At 56.5% G+C, this 18245-nt stretch carries 13 protein-coding genes; all 13 read right to left on the reverse strand.

Translation table 11 applies throughout. The annotated features are described in order from the left end of the window. Window positions 1-233: 233 nt before the first annotated feature. Window positions 234-686 (reverse strand): immunity protein YezG family protein, encoded by a 453-nt coding sequence (locus VFO93_RS20755; RefSeq protein WP_325136298.1) that lies wholly within the window; start codon window positions 684-686, stop codon window positions 234-236. Beyond that, on the reverse strand, window positions 686-1138 hold the full coding sequence (locus VFO93_RS20760; protein ID WP_325136299.1) for an SMI1/KNR4 family protein: 453 nt from the start codon (window positions 1136-1138) through the stop codon (window positions 686-688). Before VFO93_RS20760 ends, VFO93_RS20755 begins: the two co-directional genes overlap by 1 nt. Before the next feature lie 13 nt (window positions 1139-1151). Continuing rightward, window positions 1152-2768, reverse strand: coding sequence for a polymorphic toxin-type HINT domain-containing protein (locus VFO93_RS20765; protein ID WP_325136300.1), 1617 nt, complete (start codon window positions 2766-2768; stop codon window positions 1152-1154). A 21-nt stretch (window positions 2769-2789) separates the two neighbouring features. Continuing rightward, the gene (locus VFO93_RS20770) at window positions 2790-3368 is read right to left on the reverse strand and encodes a phage baseplate assembly protein V (protein WP_325136301.1); all 579 of its coding nucleotides are present in this window, start codon (window positions 3366-3368) and stop codon (window positions 2790-2792) included. Continuing rightward, window positions 3365-3952, reverse strand: a complete 588-nt coding sequence (locus VFO93_RS20775; protein WP_325136302.1) for a hypothetical protein — start codon at window positions 3950-3952, stop codon at window positions 3365-3367. Before VFO93_RS20775 ends, VFO93_RS20770 begins: the two co-directional genes overlap by 4 nt. 12 nt (window positions 3953-3964) lie before the next feature. Next, the gene (locus VFO93_RS20780) at window positions 3965-4168 is read right to left on the reverse strand and encodes a hypothetical protein (RefSeq protein WP_325136303.1); all 204 of its coding nucleotides are present in this window, start codon (window positions 4166-4168) and stop codon (window positions 3965-3967) included. A gap of 1004 nt (window positions 4169-5172) precedes the next feature. Next, the gene (rpsJ, locus tag VFO93_RS20785; RefSeq protein ID WP_144846844.1) at window positions 5173-5478 is read right to left on the reverse strand and encodes a 30S ribosomal protein S10; all 306 of its coding nucleotides are present in this window, start codon (window positions 5476-5478) and stop codon (window positions 5173-5175) included. A gap of 46 nt (window positions 5479-5524) precedes the next feature. Beyond that, window positions 5525-7663: an elongation factor G gene (fusA, locus tag VFO93_RS20790; protein ID WP_325136304.1), complete on the reverse strand. Its 2139-nt coding sequence runs from the start codon at window positions 7661-7663 to the stop codon at window positions 5525-5527. Between the two features lie 110 nt (window positions 7664-7773). After that, complete coding sequence (rpsG, locus tag VFO93_RS20795) at window positions 7774-8241, reverse strand: 30S ribosomal protein S7 (protein ID WP_144846837.1); 468 nt, start codon at window positions 8239-8241, stop codon at window positions 7774-7776. Between the two features lie 98 nt (window positions 8242-8339). Beyond that, window positions 8340-8768 carry a 30S ribosomal protein S12 gene (gene rpsL / locus VFO93_RS20800; RefSeq protein ID WP_173116037.1) on the reverse strand — a complete coding sequence of 143 codons (429 nt, stop codon included), beginning with the start codon at window positions 8766-8768 and terminating at the stop codon, window positions 8340-8342. A gap of 132 nt (window positions 8769-8900) precedes the next feature. Continuing rightward, window positions 8901-9227, reverse strand: a complete 327-nt coding sequence (locus VFO93_RS20805; RefSeq protein ID WP_144846832.1) for a DUF3467 domain-containing protein — start codon at window positions 9225-9227, stop codon at window positions 8901-8903. A 419-nt stretch (window positions 9228-9646) separates the two neighbouring features. Beyond that, window positions 9647-13999 (reverse strand): DNA-directed RNA polymerase subunit beta', encoded by a 4353-nt coding sequence (gene rpoC, locus VFO93_RS20810; RefSeq protein ID WP_325136305.1) that lies wholly within the window; start codon window positions 13997-13999, stop codon window positions 9647-9649. 298 nt (window positions 14000-14297) lie between these two features. Next, window positions 14298-18164, reverse strand: coding sequence for a DNA-directed RNA polymerase subunit beta (rpoB, locus tag VFO93_RS20815; protein WP_325136323.1), 3867 nt, complete (start codon window positions 18162-18164; stop codon window positions 14298-14300). Window positions 18165-18245: the final 81 nt, after the last annotated feature.

Consider the following 18245-nt stretch of genomic DNA (forward strand, 5'->3'; position numbering starts at 1 on the left):
AGTGAGGCGGTTAGCTCCTACGCCCGGCCTTAGGCTACACATTCCTGGCCCTAATTAGCAAAAGAGCCCCGCTGGCAGTTACCGGCGGGGCTCTTTTGCTGATTTTGCTTTCACTGCCAACACCGCTGAGTAGTTCCGGCTTTGGCAGTGTGTCTATCGCTTTGCTACAGGCTATGCGGGCACTGCTTGGGAAAGCTACCCGGCTTCCGCGTATCGCTTTGGAGCTGTAGCAGCTACTTCAGCCACTCGGGCATGGCTGAGGCAGGGCGAGGAAAAACCTTCAAATCCTTTTTATAGATGGTAAGTGGCACAGGCAAGCCAAAGCTGGGCTGGTCGTAGTAGTTGTAGCTTATGCTTGGCTGCACCCCATTGCGATGGAAATCAAGCGATACAGTGTACCATGCCCCTCTGGCGGGGTCATAGGTTAGCTCCCTGAGCTGCTCTATAAAGGTGCCGATTTTATTGTTTTTAGAATCCTCATTGATATAGGCCAGATTGAAGGTATCAAACGGTACCCTATCAGTTGAATCCTTACGCGTATACCAGGTTTTTACTTCGGTAATAGACCCGACAATGTGCCCCTCAATATGGATAGTGTGCCAGTCTGGCTCGGGTATCAGTGCAGTGGCAATTCGTAGGATGTTGGCCAGGCTCGCGGCTAGTTGTGGTTGGGTAGGGCTAGGCATTAGTAGTGTTGGTCGGTTAATAGAGAGACAAACTCGGTAAACGAGTCGGCAACTGGGGTAAGATTGTCGAAATAGTCTGCACCGTTTTGCTCGGCTTCGTCTTCGTGCCACCACAAAGCAATAATCCCTTTGTTTTCCTCAAAAAGGGACATGATAAATAGATTGCCTCCCGAGTCGATGCCGATTGGCATGTACCAGGCCGGAATACGTCCTTCATACACATCCAGCGCATTGAATAAGCTGGCCCAGGCTGGCTCTTCTATCATCCCAAACAACCATTGAACGTCGGTAGCAGGCTCCGACAAAATATTTGGCTCGGGACGCCCTCCATTGTGCTCAAGCAAAAAATTCTTGTAATCAGCAGGTAGTGAAACCTCATTGGTTTCCTCAAACTCAACAATGTCAACCGGATTAACGGGACCGTAGGGGTTGCTCTCTTCCAAATGTATCATAACTTATAAATGGCTAGCGGTAGCCTAGCCGGCCGGTTCTACCCGTAAGCTCGCGGTACAGTTGCGCCCCACCCGAGTGTCTGGCGGCTTGGTGCGCGTTTGTTTTTACCAGTTCTATTTCATTGTAGAGCTTACCGCCATTGCTGTTTACTACTTCGGTATGGTGCCAGGTATATCCTTTGGGCGTTTTAGTGTGGCCGGCCAGGCGGTTTGCTTCAGCAAAATCATCCCCGTACTTACCCGTCATCTCGATAGTAACGGTGTTTTTGCCCGGCCCCTTATATAGGTATTTGCTAAAATCGGGGTAGCCGTTCTTTTTAATGGGCACCTTAAAGCCTTTGCCTTTTGCAATGGGATTGAGCTTGCCCCGGTATTTGCTATTGGTAATGACTTTACCCCCAGCCGTTTTGAGCGATTTCAGGGTTTTAGTGAGGCAAATGGTTGCGTTGTGCACAACAAACATCCACCAGCTGACGAGGTAGGTGTGCCAGTCGGCTACCTCCACGTTGTAGACCGTGGTAGTCTGCTCGCTACGGTGCCTGACCGCTCCCACGGGCATAGTCAGCCCGTCGGAGCGCAACAGCTCGTCGCCCCTCACTAGGTCACCCGCGTCGGTCCAGGCGCCATTGGCCCAAAACGGGTGCTCGGGCGTGGCCTGCACCGTATCGGCACCTACCTGTAACTCGACCAAAGCGTCCGACTCGCGGCGCATGGTTTGCAGCACGGGTTTGAGGGCCAGGTCGCCCGTTTCTTCGTGCCACGCCCACACCAGGTCGCCCGTGCGTAGCTCCTCGATGTTTTTATAGCCGCCCTCCACGGCTACCGGCGTGCCGGCCGGAAAGCAGGCCGTGACGCAAATGCGCGGAATCTTGGCCAGAAAGGGGCGGATGTTCTTCAACCCGTTTTTCAGGGCCGCGCTTTTGAGGGCCAGGCTCGCCATCTGCTTTTTGGCCGCGCCCAGCGCTACCTTGCCCCCTGCCTTAATCAGGCCGCGTACACCGGCTTTGGCCCCGGCCATGGCCACGGTGGCCGTGCCAAAGCTGAAGATGCCCGCCGCTACTGAGGCCACGTCCCACACCAGAAAGGCTGCGTTCACGGCCATTCCCACTTTGTCGCCCGTCTGAATGGAGTGAATCAGGTCGCGGCCCGAGCCCCAGACAGGAATGGCACCTTCCAGCAGGCCGGCCTCCCCTACCGAGTTTTTTTCCAGCTCAGCTTGCTTGAGGGCCTCGTCGGCGTCTTCCTTAGTTTCCTTAATCTGCTGGCTTAGCTCAGGTGGAATTGGGAGCTGGCCCGAAGTCAGAAACTCGATTTTGCCCTGGCCCAGCGGGCAGTTGATGCAGGAGCGAAACAGCAGTGTATCGGCTCCTCCCACTTTGGCAGGGTACGTGTCTTGCCACAGCAGCGGCGCGGGCACGCAGGGTACCGGCGTACCGCCCGCCATTTGGGTCTGCTTTTGGCAGATAACGAACGAGGGAATATTGAGCAGCGAAACCTTGTCCAGCGCGTTGCCGGCCACCAGCCCGGCTATCTTGCTGGTGCGCGGCGTAGTCTTAAACGGCATGGGCACCGTGCCTTGGCTGCATTGCAGCAGGGCCCCGGTCGTCACGTACTCCAGTGGGTGCGGCATAAGCGGGTGGGCTGGCTAGTGCTAAATAATGTCCGTGTCCTGCGACTTGATTTTGGCCTGGGCGCTGGCCGTCATATTCAGGTTGTTGCGGAAGTCGGCGGTCAGGTCTTCGGCCGATAGGTCGAGCGTCTGCTTAGCTTCCAGCGCGATGCCTTCATCCTCAGCGGCTACCTGCACCTGCTTTTTGGTCAGGAGCGTCAGGTTGTTACCCGCTTTTATCGTAATATTCTTTTTGCTATCCAGCAGAATGTCGCCGCCCGCCAGCAGGCTGATTGGCCCGTTGCTTTTGATACTGATGCTCCCATCGCCATTGAAGCCGACTTCTATCGCGGTGCCTTTGTTGTTGGAATTGGAAATCAGAATCTTCTGGTCGCCCTTGGTATCCGTCATCACAAACTTGTTGCCGCCGGCCGTTTGCAGGCCATTCAGGTAGTTGTCGGCGGGGCTGTAAAAGGCATTCTGCTTGTTTTGGCTGTGCACCATGTTGCCGAGCACCACGGGCGTTTCGGCCCGATTTTGCTCGTAGCCCACCAGCACCTGCGAGCCTACCTCGGGGCTGAAAAGCTGGCCTTTGCCATCGCCCGAGTAAGGCGTGGTCATGCGAACCCAGTCGGTTTCGGCGTCGGCGGGCTGGGCCACTGGTGACGCAGCCGCAGCCGCCCCAGGCGCTCGGGGTCTTGCCGGTCGATGACTTCGGCCAGCTCGGGATGGCCCACCGGGAGCTGCGCGTGGGGGTTTAGCGGTGGGTGCTCGGCCGCGCTGGGCACCGCCTCAAACACGTTGTGGTAGTTGTCCTCGTCCACGATGTGCGTCAGGGTCGTGAGCAGGTAGTTGCCATACGACTCGCTGGCCACCGCCAGCGTGCCCATGCCCTTGCCGGTTACTTCTATCGTGCTGCCCAGCTTCATATTGGGGTCTTCGGCCCAGCCCTTGCACGTAACCAGCCGGGCGGCCTGCTGCGACTTGAGCTGCGCGGCGTATTGGGTCAGCGCCGCCTGGTCGGCCAGCGACACCGCCGGTGCCCGCATCCCCGCTGCCGGAAAAACGCTAGCCGAAGTCTGCGCCGCAAAAGCCGTGAGGGGCTGCTGCCCGGCCCACCCCACGGCTTGCCCGCTGGAGTCGGCCCGCAGCACGCGGTACTGGCCCGGCTGGTACTGCGCCACCACGGTATCGGGGGCCTGCACGCCCAGCCGCAGCTAGCAGCCCGCCCGCACGCCATCGGCCTCGAAGGGCAGCGCCGGGCCGGCGGGCCTACCCAGGCAAAGGGTGGCCCCATCGTAGTACAGCCACTCGCCATGCTGCGCGGCCAGCCGGTGCAGAAAAGCAAAGTCGCTCTCGCCATACTGCGCCACGTAGCGCAACGTGGCCGAGCTGGCTCGCCCGGCAGCGCGTGCACGCACCCGTGCGAAGCTGTGAGCGGGCTACTAATGCCTGCATTAGCTTTATTATTGAGCAACTCGAAAAGCTCGTGATTGGGGGTTGTGTGAATGAAATCGGACAGCGTACGCTCAACCTCCATAGCATCTTGGCGGCCGTTGTGATTTACATCGCGGTAGTACTTCACCGCCACGTGGCCAAAGTCATTGAATACCCACTTATCCGGTATTTTGCGGTACAGGCTGATGGGGGTCGCGTTGGGGTTCTTGGCAAATGCGCCCAGCACGGGCGTCCACAATAGCAGATTGCGGTTCTCAATGTCGCTGGCCACGCGGGCCTGGTCGTGGTCGAGGTGTCGCCACGCAGGCAGGCTCGTGAGCCGCTGCCAGTCTTTGCCCGGCAGCTTTATCTGCACTATGCCTTTGGGGTCGAGCCGCAAGGGCGTGCCCCAGGCCACCGCCGACCACACCCGCGCCCCCGTGCCCGTCTGCATCGTAGTGTGCGGGCCAATCGAGGTTATGACAAATCGCCCCGCCCGCGTAGGGGTAGCCGGATGTTGCGGGTCGCTGAGGTCAGCCGTGGTCGGGCCACCCCTGCCACTGTAGGTAGCTACCCGCGTATAGAGGTACTCATGCTTGGTGGCAGCAGCTATTTTCATAATAACCTACTGGCTTTCAAACAACTACGAGGCATTTACTTGAAACAGGTAGCAAGGCCAGTTCATTTGCTCAGGTGAAGATAAGCCTGAACACCACTGCTTATTAAAGCTCAGCTTACGTTGTTACTGGCCCACCTTCCAAGGTCTGAGTGCGCTCATGAGTGGGCAGTTAAGCCTCTTCAGCATTGGTAGCTAATCCAAAATAGGTATGCCTATTTACATCTTATTGCTACTAAACTCGCCTAATGTGAGATGCCATAATGCGTCTCTATACCCATTCCCAAGCAATTCCACGAATAAACGACCAAACGCGAAAAAGCCCCGCCGGCCAATGACCGACGGGGCTTCTACTTATTTCAAGCGCTAGGCTCAGACTTTGATTTCAACGTCAACGCCGCTGGGCAGTTCCAGCTTCATCAGCGCATCTACCGTCTTGCTGCTGGTCGAGAAAATGTCAACCAGACGCTTGTAGGTGCAGAGCTGGAATTGCTCCCGGCTCTTCTTGTTTACGTGGGGCGAGCGCAGCACCGTGTACTTCTCCTTTTCCGTAGGCAACGGAATGGGGCCGCTTACGATGGCACCAGTAGCTTTTACGGCCTTCACGATTTTCTCGGAAGACTTATCGACCAGGTTGTGGTCGTAGCTTTTCAGCTTGATTCTGATTTTTTGGTTCATGGTTGGTTAGGGCCGATTGCCCTAGGGTTGACAAGCTGAATAAATACTAGCGGCCGCCTTTGGTTTTGGCCACAATGGCGTCGGCCATGTTGGTGGGCACCTGCTCGTAGTGCGAGAAGGTAAGCGACGCCGAGGCACGGCCCGAAGACAGGGTGCGCAGGTCAGTTACGTAGCCGAACAGTTCCGACAGCGGAACGTCAGCCTTGATAACCTGAGCACCGCCTTTGGTGTCCATGCCTTTCATCAGACCACGACGACGGTTCAAGTCACCAGTTACGGGACCCGTGTACTCGTCGGGGCAAACTACTTCAACAGCCATGATGGGCTCGAGCAGTTTCGGACCGGCTTTGCGAGCAGCTTCACGGAAGCCATCACGGGCAGCGAGTTCGAACGACAGGGCGTCCGAGTCAACGTCGTGGTACGAACCGTGGAACAGACGCACCTTCATCGTTTCGATGGGGAAGCCAGCCAACGGCCCGCGCTTCATGGCTTCTTCGAAACCTTTCTGGATGGGCTGAATGAATTCGCGGGGGATAACACCACCTACGATGGCGTTGTCGAACTCTAGACCAGCCTTTTCGGGCTCGGTTTCTTTCGGGCCAAGTTCAAACACAATGTCGCCGAATTTACCACGGCCACCGGTTTGCTTCTTGTAGGTTTCGCGGTGCTCAACCTTCTTGGTGAGCATCTCTTTGTAAGCAACCTGAGGAGCACCTTGGTTGATTTCCACTTTGAACTCCCGACGCATACGGTCGATGATGATTTCAAGGTGTAATTCACCCATACCACGCAGGATAGTCTGGCCGGTTTCCTCGTCGGTGTTAACGCGCAGCGTGGGGTCTTCCTCGATGAGCTTGGCGATAGCCATACCCATTTTGTCTACGTCAGCTTGCGTCTTAGGCTCAATAGCGTAGCCGATTACCGGCTCGGGGAAGCTCATCGACTCCAGAACTACTGGGTTCTTTTCGTCGGTCAGCGTGTCACCGGTCTTAATGTCTTTGAAGCCAACGCCAGCTGCAATATCACCCGCTTGGATTTTCTCAATCGGGTTCTGCTTGTTGGAGTGCATCTGCATGAGGCGCGAGATACGCTCCTTCTTGCCGGTGCGGTTGTTCAGTACGTACGAACCACCGTCGAGCTGACCGCTGTAGCAGCGGAAGAAGCACAGACGACCTACGTAGGGGTCGGTAGCGATTTTGAACGCCAAAGCGGTGAAGGGCTCTGAGTTGTCGGGGTGACGCTCGATGGGCTCGCCGGTTTCGGGGTTGGTACCCTCGATGGCGGGCATGTCGAGCGGCGACGGCAGGTAGGCCATTACGGCATCCAGCATGGTCTGCACACCCTTGTTCTTGAAGGCCGAGCCGCACAATACGGGCGAGAACTTCATGTCGATAACCGCCTTGCGGATAACGTCCATCATTTCTTCGCGGGTAATGCTGTCCGGGTCCTCGAAGAATTTCTCCATCAGAGTGTCGTCGTACTCGGCAACGCTCTCGATGAGCTTCTCGCGCCACTCGGCAACCGTGTCAACGAGGTCCTCGGGAACGGGAATCTCGTCGTACGATTTGCCTTCGGTTTTGTCGTCCCACACGATGGCTTTGCCAGTCAGCAGGTCAACTACGCCTTTAAAGGTATCCTCAGCGCCAATCGGGATTTGCAGCGGCACAGGATTAGCGCCGAGTTTATCCTTGATTTCATTAACAGCCTTGAAGAAGTCAGCGCCGGCGCGGTCCATCTTGTTGACGAAGCAGATACGCGGCACGTGGTATTTGTCAGCCTGACGCCATACGGTTTCCGACTGCGGCTCTACGCCCGATACGGCGCAGAACAAAGCCACGGCACCGTCGAGTACACGCAACGAACGCTCTACTTCCACCGTAAAGTCAACGTGACCGGGGGTGTCGATGAGGTTAATCTTGTACTGCTTGGTTTCGCCGGTCTGGTTGCCCTTCGCGTCGGTGGGGTAGTTCCAGAAGGTAGTAGTAGCGGCCGAGGTGATGGTGATACCACGCTCCTGCTCCTGCTCCATCCAGTCCATCGTGGCGGCACCGTCGTGTACCTCCCCGATTTTGTGGGTTTTACCCGTGTAGTAGAGAATGCGCTCCGAAGTGGTAGTCTTGCCCGCATCGATGTGGGCCATGATACCAATGTTGCGCAGGTACTGAAGGTCTTTGTTGACTGCCATTACGGTAGGTTAAATAGCGCGTTAGCGGATTGTTGAGTTCAGAGAGGAAGACAACCAAAGTCGGCTAAACATTCAATCTAAACTCAACAACCCGCTAAACGCCCGATATATTAGAAACGGAAGTGCGAGAAGGCCTTGTTGGCTTCAGCCATCCGGTGGGTGTCGTCCTTTTTCTTAACGGCAGCACCTTCACCTTTGGCAGCAGCAATGATTTCACCAGCCAGCTTGTCTTTCATGGTTTTCTCACCACGACGACGAGCGTACTGAATCAGCCACTTCGAACCAACAGCAATGCGGCGGTCAGCACGCACTTCAATCGGCACTTGGAACGTAGCACCACCTACGCGGCGGCTCTTTACCTCTACGGTCGGCATTACGTTATTCAACGCTTTGCGCCACATTTCGAGGCCGTTCTCTTTGGTACGGGTCTCCACCTGCTCTACGGCATCGTAGAAAATGGTGTAGGCCAGGTTCTTTTTCCCGTCATACATCATGTAGTTGACGAAGCGGGTTACGAGCGTCTCCTTGAACTTGGGGTCCGGCAGGAGAATGCGCTTTTTCGGTTTTGACTTACGCATGATAGTTGGTAGTGCTTGGTGCCTAGTGCTTGGTGCTTAGGCTGGTAGAAATTTCTTTCTTACCAAGCACTAAGCACCAAGCACCAAGCACTAACTAATTACTTTTTCTTACCGGGTGCCGGTTTACCACCTTTACCAGCGGCTGCAACCTGGCCCGGCTTCGGACGCTTGGCGCCGTACTTCGAGCGACGCTGCAAGCGGCCGCTTACACCTGCCGTGTCGAGGGCACCACGGATGATGTGGTAACGAACACCTGGCAAGTCTTTTACCCGGCCTCCGCGGATGAGCACGATGCTGTGCTCCTGGAGGTTGTGGCCTTCACCGGGGATGTATGCGTTTACTTCCTTACCGTTGGTAAGGCGCACACGGGCCACTTTGCGCATAGCCGAGTTCGGCTTCTTAGGCGTGGTGGTGTACACACGGGTGCACACGCCCCGACGCTGCGGGCACGAATCAAGGGCGGGTGACTTCGACTTGGTAGTCAAAGCCTCACGGCCTTTCCGTACGAGTTGGTTAATGGTTGGCATTTAGCGATTGGTTGAACAGGAGCCGTTTGCTCCCAAATTTTCAGGCCTGCAAAGGTAAGAAAAAGGTTTGGCAATAGCAAACTTGCTGAAAAAGTTAATCTTCCGTCTGCGCCGCCGCTGCCTATAGTGCCCCTAGGCCTCCCCTACCGCCCCGCCGAAGTTCATCGGGTAGCTCGGGGTTTCCTGGTGCAGCTTGATGGGGCCGTAGCTCTGCTCGAAGCGCTGAATATTCTCTTCCAGCGCCGACAGCAACCGCTTGGCGTGCTCGGGCGTGAGCACGATGCGGGCTTTCACCTTGGCCTTGGGCACGCCGGGCATCATGCGGATAAAGTCCACCACGAACTCGCTGGTGCTGTGAGCAATCAGGGCTAGGTTGGCGTATTCGCCTTCAGCTATTTCTTCGCTTAGCTCGATATTGAGCGCGTTTGGGTCGGGGTTTTGGGGTTGGGATGGTTGCATGAGAATAGCAAGTAATAAAAGCTACCAGAAGAATAGTTCGAAGCATAGCTTAACAGTTGTCAATAATAGGCTTATTGACTGACATACTATTAAAAATAATCTACTCAATCCACAGCTTTTATTAGTGAATGTATAGAATGTAAGTGCGTTCGACAGGATTGAAATGAGCACAACAAAACGTCCTACAACGCGGTGGTCATAATCGTCTCCGTAATAAGCTCGAAACGCACTATGCGCGAGCGGTAGAATGTACCAAGTAAATAATAAGATGCTGCAACCAACTAGAAAGTAAACTAACGAGTAGCGTTTTACAGGCTCGCTCATATGCTACTTAGCTTGATACTTTTAACAAACATACAAAAACCCCCGGCCGGCTTTTACGCCAACCGGGGGTTTCTCTTACAAACCTACTTCATTCGTTATTCCGAAACGCTGGTCTCGCGCTTGGCACGCGAGGCGCGCTTGGTGGGCGCGGCCGGCTCGGCAGCAGCGGCGTTCTGGCGGGCAGCCAGGTCGTCTTTCGAAGTAACCTCGATACCCTGATACTCGCGGAGGCCAGTACCGGCGGGGATGAGGTGACCTACGATTACGTTCTCCTTCAGGCCCAGCAGCTCGTCGGCTTTGCCACGGATAGCGGCTTCGCTCAGCACCTTGGTCGTCTCCTGGAACGAAGCGGCCGAGATAAACGAAGCAGTACCCAGCGAGGCCTGCGTGATGCCTTGCAATGTGGGCTTCGACACGGCGGGCTGGGCGTCGCGTACTTCGGCCAGCTTGAGGTCGCGGCGGCGGAGCGACGAGTTTTCGTCGCGCAGCTTGCGGGAAGAGATAATCTGACCGGGGCGCAGCTCCGACGAATCGCCGGCATCTACCACCACTTTCATGTCGATGATAACATCGTTCTCTTCCATCAGCGAGCCCTTATCAACCAGCTGGTTTTCGAGGAAGCTCGTGTCGCCGGCGTCCATCACGAGCACTTTCTGCATCATCTGGCGGACGATAACTTCAATGTGCTTATCGTTGATTTTCACACCCTGCAAGCGGTATACTTCCTGAATCTCGTTCACGAGGTATTCCTGCACCGCGCCCGGACCCTGAATGTTCAGGATGTCGTTCGGGGTGATGGCACCGTCGGAGAGCGGGGCACCGGCCCGCACGAAGTCGTTGTCCTGCACGAGGATAAACTTTGACAGCGGCACCATGTACTTCCGCTTCACGCCGTCTTTCGACTCCACGAAGATTTCGCGGTTACCACGCTTCACCGAGCCGTAGGTAATAACGCCATCGATTTCCGATACTACCGCCGGGTTCGACGGGTTGCGGGCTTCGAACAACTCTACTACACGCGGCAGACCACCCGTAATGTCGCGGGTTTTGCCCACGGCGCGGGGAATCTTCGCCAGGATGTGGCCGGCTTTCACTTTCGTGCCGTTTTCGACGTTCAAGTGAGCGCCTACCGGCATCGAGTACGACTTGTTGGCGTCGGCATCGGCACCTTTGGCCGGAATCAGAATGATAGACGGGTTTTGCGCCTTGTCCTTCGATTCGGTAATCACCTTCTCGCGGAAGCCCGTCTGTTCGTCGGCCTCCTCGCGGTAGGTAATACCTTCGGTGATGGCATCGTACTGGATGGTACCATCGAACTCGGCCAGAATAACGGCGTTGTACGGGTCCCAGTTTACGAGTTCCTGGCCCTTCTCTACCTCCTGGCCTTCTTTCACCAGCAAGAAAGAGCCGTAAGGCACGTGGTTGGCGATGAACACTTTGCCGGTGCCTTTCTCCACGATGCGAATTTCGCCCGAGCGACCCATCACTACGTTGGTGCCAGCGCCTTCAGCGTTGACGCCTGCCACGGTGCGGATATCTTCGAACTCAATCACGCCGTTGAACTTGGCACGAATGTTCGGCTCTACCGAAATGTTAGAGGCCGTACCACCTACGTGGAACGTGCGAAGCGTCAGCTGCGTGCCAGGCTCACCAATCGACTGCGCGGCGATAACACCCACGGCTTCACCCTTCTGCACCATGCGGCCGGTGGCCAGGTTACGGCCGTAGCACTTGGCGCAGATGCCGCGCTTGCTTTCGCAAGTCAGCACCGAGCGAATCTCTACCGACTCGATGCTGGTAGCGTCGATGCGGCGGGTAGTCTCCTCCGTAATTTGCTCACCAGCGGCCAGAATCAGCTCGTCGGTCAGCGGGTCGATGATGTCGTGCACGGCCGTGCGGCCGAGAATACGCTCGGAGAGCGGCTCCACGATGTCCTCGTTGTCTTTCAGGGCGAAGGTTTCGGTACCGCGCAACGTGCCGCAATCCGGCTCGTTCACGATAACGTCCTGCGACACGTCTACCAGACGGCGGGTCAGGTAGCCGGCGTCAGCCGTTTTCATTGCCGTGTCAGCCAGACCTTTACGAGCACCGTGCGTCGAGATGAAGTATTCGATTACGTCGAGGCCTTCTTTGAAGTTCGACAGAATCGGGTTTTCGATAATCTCGCCTACCGAACCTTGCAGCGACTTCTGGGGCTTGGCCATCAGGCCACGCATACCGCCGAGCTGACGAATCTGCTCACGCGAGCCACGCGCGCCCGAGTGCATCATCATGTAGATGGAGTTGAAGCCCTGGTTCTCCTTTTCGAGGCGACCCATCAGCGTCTCCGTAATCTGCGAGTTGATTTTCGTCCAGACGTCGATAACGGCGTTGTAACGCTCGTTATTGGTAATCAGACCCATCTGGTAGTTCTGCGTTACGGCAGCTACGTCGGCCTGCGCGCGCTTGATAAGCTCGTCCTTCTCTTTCGGAATCTGGATATCACCCAGACCCATGCTCAGACCGCCTTTGTAGGCCGACTGGAAGCCGAGGGTTTTGATATCATCGAGGAACGCAGCCGTGCGGGCCATGCCCGTACGCTTGAACACCATCGAGATAATCTGCTGCAGCTTCTTCTTGGTCAGCAGCTCATCTACGAAACCTACTTCCTTGGGCACGAGCTGGTTGAAGAGCACGCGGCCGGCCACGGTTTCGATGATGCGGGGCACGAGGTCGTCGTTCTCGTCGCGCACCATGGTTTTCACCTTGATGTAGGCATGCTTCGACAACTGCTTCTCGTTGAGCGCAATCACTACCTCCTCGTCGGAGTAGAACGTGCGACCTTCGCCCTGGATGGTCTCCTCGGGCGTCGAGCGCTTGCCCTTCGTCACGTAGTACAAGCCCAGAACCATGTCCTGCGACGGGACCGCGATGGGTGCGCCGTTGGCGGGGTTCAGGATATTGTGCGACGCCAGCATGAGCATCGAGGCCTCTAGGATAGCGGCCGGGCCGAGGGGCACGTGCACAGCCATCTGGTCACCGTCAAAGTCAGCGTTGAAGGCCGTACAAACGAGCGGGTGCAGCTGAATAGCCTTGCCCTCGATGAGGCGCGGCTGGAACGCCTGGATACCCAAGCGGTGCAGCGTAGGAGCACGGTTGAGGAGCACCGGGTGGCCTTTCAGCACATTCTCCAGGATGTCCCACACTACGGCGTCCTTGCGGTCCACGATTTTCTTGGCCGACTTCACCGTCTTCACAATACCGCGCTCGATGAGTTTGCGGATAATGAACGGCTTGAACAGCTCGGCCGCCATGTTCTTGGGCAGGCCGCACTCGTGCAGTTTCAGCTCGGGGCCTACCACGATAACCGAACGACCCGAGTAGTCAACACGCTTACCGAGCAGGTTCTGACGGAAGCGGCCTTGCTTGCCTTTCAGCATATCGGACAGCGACTTGAGAGCACGGTTGCCTTCAGCGCGCACGGCATTCACCTTGCGCGAGTTGTCGAAGAGCGAGTCAACGGCCTCTTGCAGCATGCGCTTCTCGTTCCGCAGAATCACCTCGGGAGCCTTGATTTCAATCAGGCGCTTGAGGCGGTTGTTACGAATGATAACGCGGCGGTACAAGTCGTTCAAGTCGGAAGTCGCGAAGCGACCACCGTCCAGCGGCACCAGCGGGCGCAGTTCGGGCGGAATAACTGGCACCATGCGGATGACCATCCACTCAGGCTTGTTTTCCACGCGGGTAGCGGCGTCGCGGAAAGCTTCCACTACGCGCAGTCGCTTCAGGGCCTCAGCCTTACGCTGCTGCGAAGTTTCGTGCGCGGCCGAGTCGCGGAGCGAGTAGCTCAACTCGTCGAGGTTGATGCGCTCGAGCAGCATTTGCAGCGCGTCGGCACCCATTTTGGCGATGAACTTCTGCGGGTCATCGTTGGGCAGCATCTGGTTTTCGCGGGGCAGCTTGTCGATGATATCCAGGTACTCGTCTTCGGTGAGGAAGTCGAGCTGCTGCACACCTTCTTCGGCTTGCACGCCGGGCTGCACCACTACGTAGCGCTCGTAGTAAATAATCTGGTCGAGCTTCTTGGTGGGCAGGCCCAGCAGGTAGCCGATTTTGTTCGGCAGGCTCTTGAAGTACCAGATATGGGCTACGGGCACCACCAACTCAATGTGGCCCATGCGCTCGCGGCGCACCTTCTTCTCGGTCACCTCTACGCCGCAACGGTCGCAGATGATGCCCTTGTAGCGAATGCGCTTGTATTTGCCGCAGTGGCACTCCCAGTCCTTCACGGGACCGAAAATGCGCTCGCAGAACAGGCCGCCCATTTCGGGCTTGTAGGTACGGTAGTTAATCGTTTCCGGCTTTACTACTTCACCCGTGCTCCGCTCCAGAATACCTTCGGGAGAGGCCAGCGAGATAGTAACCTTAGAGAAGTCTTGGACTAACTTCTTATTTTTTGCAAAAGCCATTCTAATGGTTTTAGCGGTTGATTTCTGCTGTTATAGCGAGCCATAACAGTGCGACGCTACGAAAAGTGCTCTGCGGGTCGGACAGGTACGCCACGCAGTAGTTTTTCGCTAGGTCTTGTTTTTGCCCCTCGGCAGCCGCGCTTCCCACCTTGTGCTACCCTGACCTGTCTCGGGGCAGTAGTATCGTGAGCGGGGCGCTTTGCAGCGGGACTATCTATTGTTTATTTCTATTGTGGGCGAAATGATTGAAAGTTGGTTGTCAGCACTCGCGTACCGACAATCAACCTATTCAATCAACCTAGTCCAGTGAAATCTCCAACGCCAGACCACGGAGTTCGTGAATCAGTACGTTGAACGATTCGGGGATATTCGGCTTGGGCAGAATGTCACCTTTTACGATGGCTTCGTATGCCTTGGCACGGCCTACCACGTCATCAGACTTGATGGTCAGGATTTCCTGCAGCACGTTGGAAGCACCGAAGGCCTCCAGTGCCCATACCTCCATCTCGCCGAAGCGCTGGCCACCGAACTGCGCCTTACCACCCAACGGCTGCTGCGTGATGAGCGAGTATGGCCCAATAGAACGAGCGTGCATCTTGTCGTCAACCAAGTGACCGAGCTTGAGCATGTAAATCACACCCACGGTTACCGGCTGGTCGAAGCGGTCACCCGTGAGACCATCGTGCAGGTAGGCACGGCCCCAGTCGGGCAGGCCAGCTTCGGTCAGTTCACGCGACACCTCATCCTCCGTAGCGCCATCGAAGATGGGCGTAGCGTAGGTGCGGCCCAGCTTCAGGCCAGCCCAGCCAAGTACCGTCTCGTAAATCTGACCGATGTTCATGCGGCTTGGTACACCTAGGGGGTTCAAGACGATGTCCATCGGCGTACCGTCGGGCAGGAAGGGCATATCCTCATCGCGCACGATGCGGGCTACTACCCCTTTGTTACCGTGGCGGCCGGCCATCTTGTCACCCACCTTTAGCTTGCGCTTTTTGGCGATGTATACTTTGGCAAGCTGCACAATGCCGGCAGGCAGTTCATCACCAACCTCCAGCGTGAAACGGTCGCGCTTGAAGCGGGCGGTGATAGTGTTGCGGCGCTTCGCGTAGTTTTTGATGAGGTGCTGAAGCATCTCATTCACGCGGGCGTCGGCCGTCCAGCCTTCGAGTTGCAGGTCTTTGAAGAGGTTCACCTCTTCCGGCACGGCGTAGTTGCTCTCGTCGCGGTAGGCGTTTTTGTCGGGGAACAACGCTTCGCTGATGTTCTTCCGGCCAAACTTCACGCCCTTAGCAAGTACCTCATCACCAAAGCGGTGCTTGATACCTTGTGAGGTTTTACCTTCCAGCAAAGCTACCAGCTTATCAATCATGATAGCCTTCACGCCGCGCAGTTCGCGAGCGTAGCCTTCTTTCAGGTCTTCTACCTCTTTCTTCGACTTAGCGCGCAAGTTCTTGTCCTTTTTGGGACGCGAGAACAGCTTGGTGCCGATAACTACCCCGTTCAATGAGGGCGGCGCTTTGAGCGAGGCATCCTTCACATCGCCAGCTTTGTCACCGAAAATGGCGCGGAGCAATTTCTCTTCTGGGGTCGGGTCGGTTTCGCCCTTGGGCGTAATCTTACCGATGAGGATGTCACCTTCGCGAACTTCAGCACCTAGGCGGATGATACCGTTGTCGTCGAGGTTGCGCACGGCTTCTTCGCTCACGTTCGGAATCTCCGACGTCAGCTCTTCTTCGCCGCGCTTGGTCTCGCGCACTTCCAGCTCAAACTCCTCAATGTGAATCGAAGTGAAGATGTCGTCGCGAACTACGCGCTCCGAGATAACGATAGCGTCCTCGAAGTTGTAGCCCTGCCACGGCATGAACGCTACCTGCATGTTGCGGCCCAGGGCCAGCTCACCGCGGTTGGTGCCGTAGCCTTCGCAAAGCACCTGGCCTTTGGTTACGCGCTCACCGTTTTTCACCAGCGGCGTGAGGTTGAGGCAAGTGTCCTGGTTGGTACGGCGGAACTTGATGAGGCTGTACGTCTTGCGGTCCGCGTCGAAGCTTACCGACAGTTCGTCGTCGCTCAGGTCGTACTTGATGATGATGCGGTTAGCATCTACCGAATCCACTACGCCATCGCCTTCAGCAATGATGAGCGCGCGCGAGTCGATAGCCGTGCGGCCTTCCAGACCCGTACCCACAATCGGGGCCTGCGGGCGGAGCAGCGGCACTGCCTGGCGTTGCATGTTCGAGCCCATGAGCGCACGGTTGGCGTCGTCGTGCTCCAGGAACGGAATCAGCGAAGCAGCTACCGATACAATCTGGTTCGGGGCCACGTCCATGTAGGAGTATTCCTCTGGGCCTACTACCGGGAAGTCACCTTCAAAGCGACCCTTCACCAGCTCTTGCGTCAGCTTGCCCTCGTTGCTCAGCAGCGAGTTGGCCTGCGCGATGTGGTGCGTATCCTCTTCCTCAGCGGTCAGGAACTTCACGTTCTCGGTCATGTCCACCGTGCCAGCGCTTACCGTCCGGTAAGGCGTCTCAATGAAGCCCATCGAGTTCACACGAGCGTGTACACAGAGCGACGAAATCAGCCCGATGTTCGGGCCTTCCGGCGTCTCAATGGTGCAAAGGCGACCGTAGTGCGTGTAGTGTACGTCACGTACCTCGAAGCCAGCACGCTCACGCGACAGACCTCCCGGCCCGAGCGCCGATACGCGACGCTTGTGCGTCACCTCGGCCAGCGGGTTGGTTTGGTCCATGAACTGCGACAGCTGGTTGGTACCGAAGAACGAGTTAATCACGCTCGACAGCGTGCGGGCGTTAATCAGGTCAACCGGCTTGAAATCCTCGTTGTCGCGCACGTTCATGCGCTCCTTGATGGTACGGGCCATACGGGCCAGACCCACGCCGAACTGGGCGTAGAGCTGCTCCCCTACCGTGCGCACACGGCGGTTGCTCAAGTGGTCAATGTCATCGACAATGGCCTTCGAGTTGATGAGGCCAATCAGGTACTTCACGATGAGCACGATGTCCTCGTTCGTCAGTACCCGAGCCTCTTGGCTCATGTCGATTTGCAGCTTCTTGTTAATCCGGTAGCGGCCTACTTCCCCGAGGTCGTAGCGCTTGTCCGAGAAGAACAGCTTCTGGATGATGTCACGGGCGGTTTCTTCGTCGGGAGCCTCCGTGTTACGGAGCTGACGGTAAATCTGCTCAACAGCTTCTTTCTCCGAGTTCGAATTGTCCTTCTGCAAGGTGTTGTAAATGATTGCGAAATCCGCAATGTTCACATTCTCCTTGTGCAGAATTACCGACTTGGCACCCGCGTCTACGATAGTGTCGATATCAGCTTCCTCGATAACCGAGTCACGCTCCAGCAACACTTCGTTACGGTCGATAGAAACTACCTCGCCGGTGTCCTCGTCCACGAAGTCTTCCGTCCAGGTGCGGAGCACGCGGGCGGCCAGCTTGCGGCCAACGGCCTTTTTGAGGGTCTTCTTATCTGCTTTCAGCTCTTCGCTCAGGCCGAACAAGTCCAGAATGTCCTTGTCGGTGCCGTAGCCGATGGCACGCAGCAGCGTCGTAACCGGGAATTTCTTCTTCCGGTCGATGTAGGCGTACATCACGTTGTTCACGTCCGTGGCAAACTCAATCCACGAGCCTTTGAACGGGATAATGCGGGCCGAATACAGCTTCGTACCGTTAGTGTGCTTGCTCTGGGCGAAGAACACGCCCGGCGAGCGGTGCAGCTGCGATACGATAACGCGCTCAGCGCCGTTAATAACAAACGAGCCTTTTTCCGTCATGTACGGAATGTTGCCCAAGAAAACTTCCTGCTCAATGGTCTGGAAGTCCTCGTTATCCTTATCGTTGCAAATGAGTTGCAGCTTCGCTTTCAGCGGCACGGCGTACGTCAGGCCGCGGTCGATGCACTCATCCACCGTGTATTTCGGCGGGTCAACGTGATAGTCGATAAAGTTCAGGACGAAGTTTTCGCGCGAATCCGAAATCGGGAAGTTCTCGGCAAATACCTTGAACAAACCCTCATTGGTGCGGCTCGCGGCGGCAGTTTCGAGCTGAAAGAACTCCTGGAACGACTGCACTTGCACGTCCAGGAAGTCCGGGTACTCGATAACTTTCTTAATCTTGGCGAAATTGATTCGCTCACTGGCCCCAGTCAGGTGTTTGACTTCGGCGGCCTCAGTTGCTTGCGGTGTAGCCAATTGGAAAGGTTTTAAAAATGTACACGTAAGCTATTCTAG

Source organism: Hymenobacter sp. (assembly GCF_035709525.1).
GTDB lineage: Bacteria > Bacteroidota > Bacteroidia > Cytophagales > Hymenobacteraceae > Hymenobacter.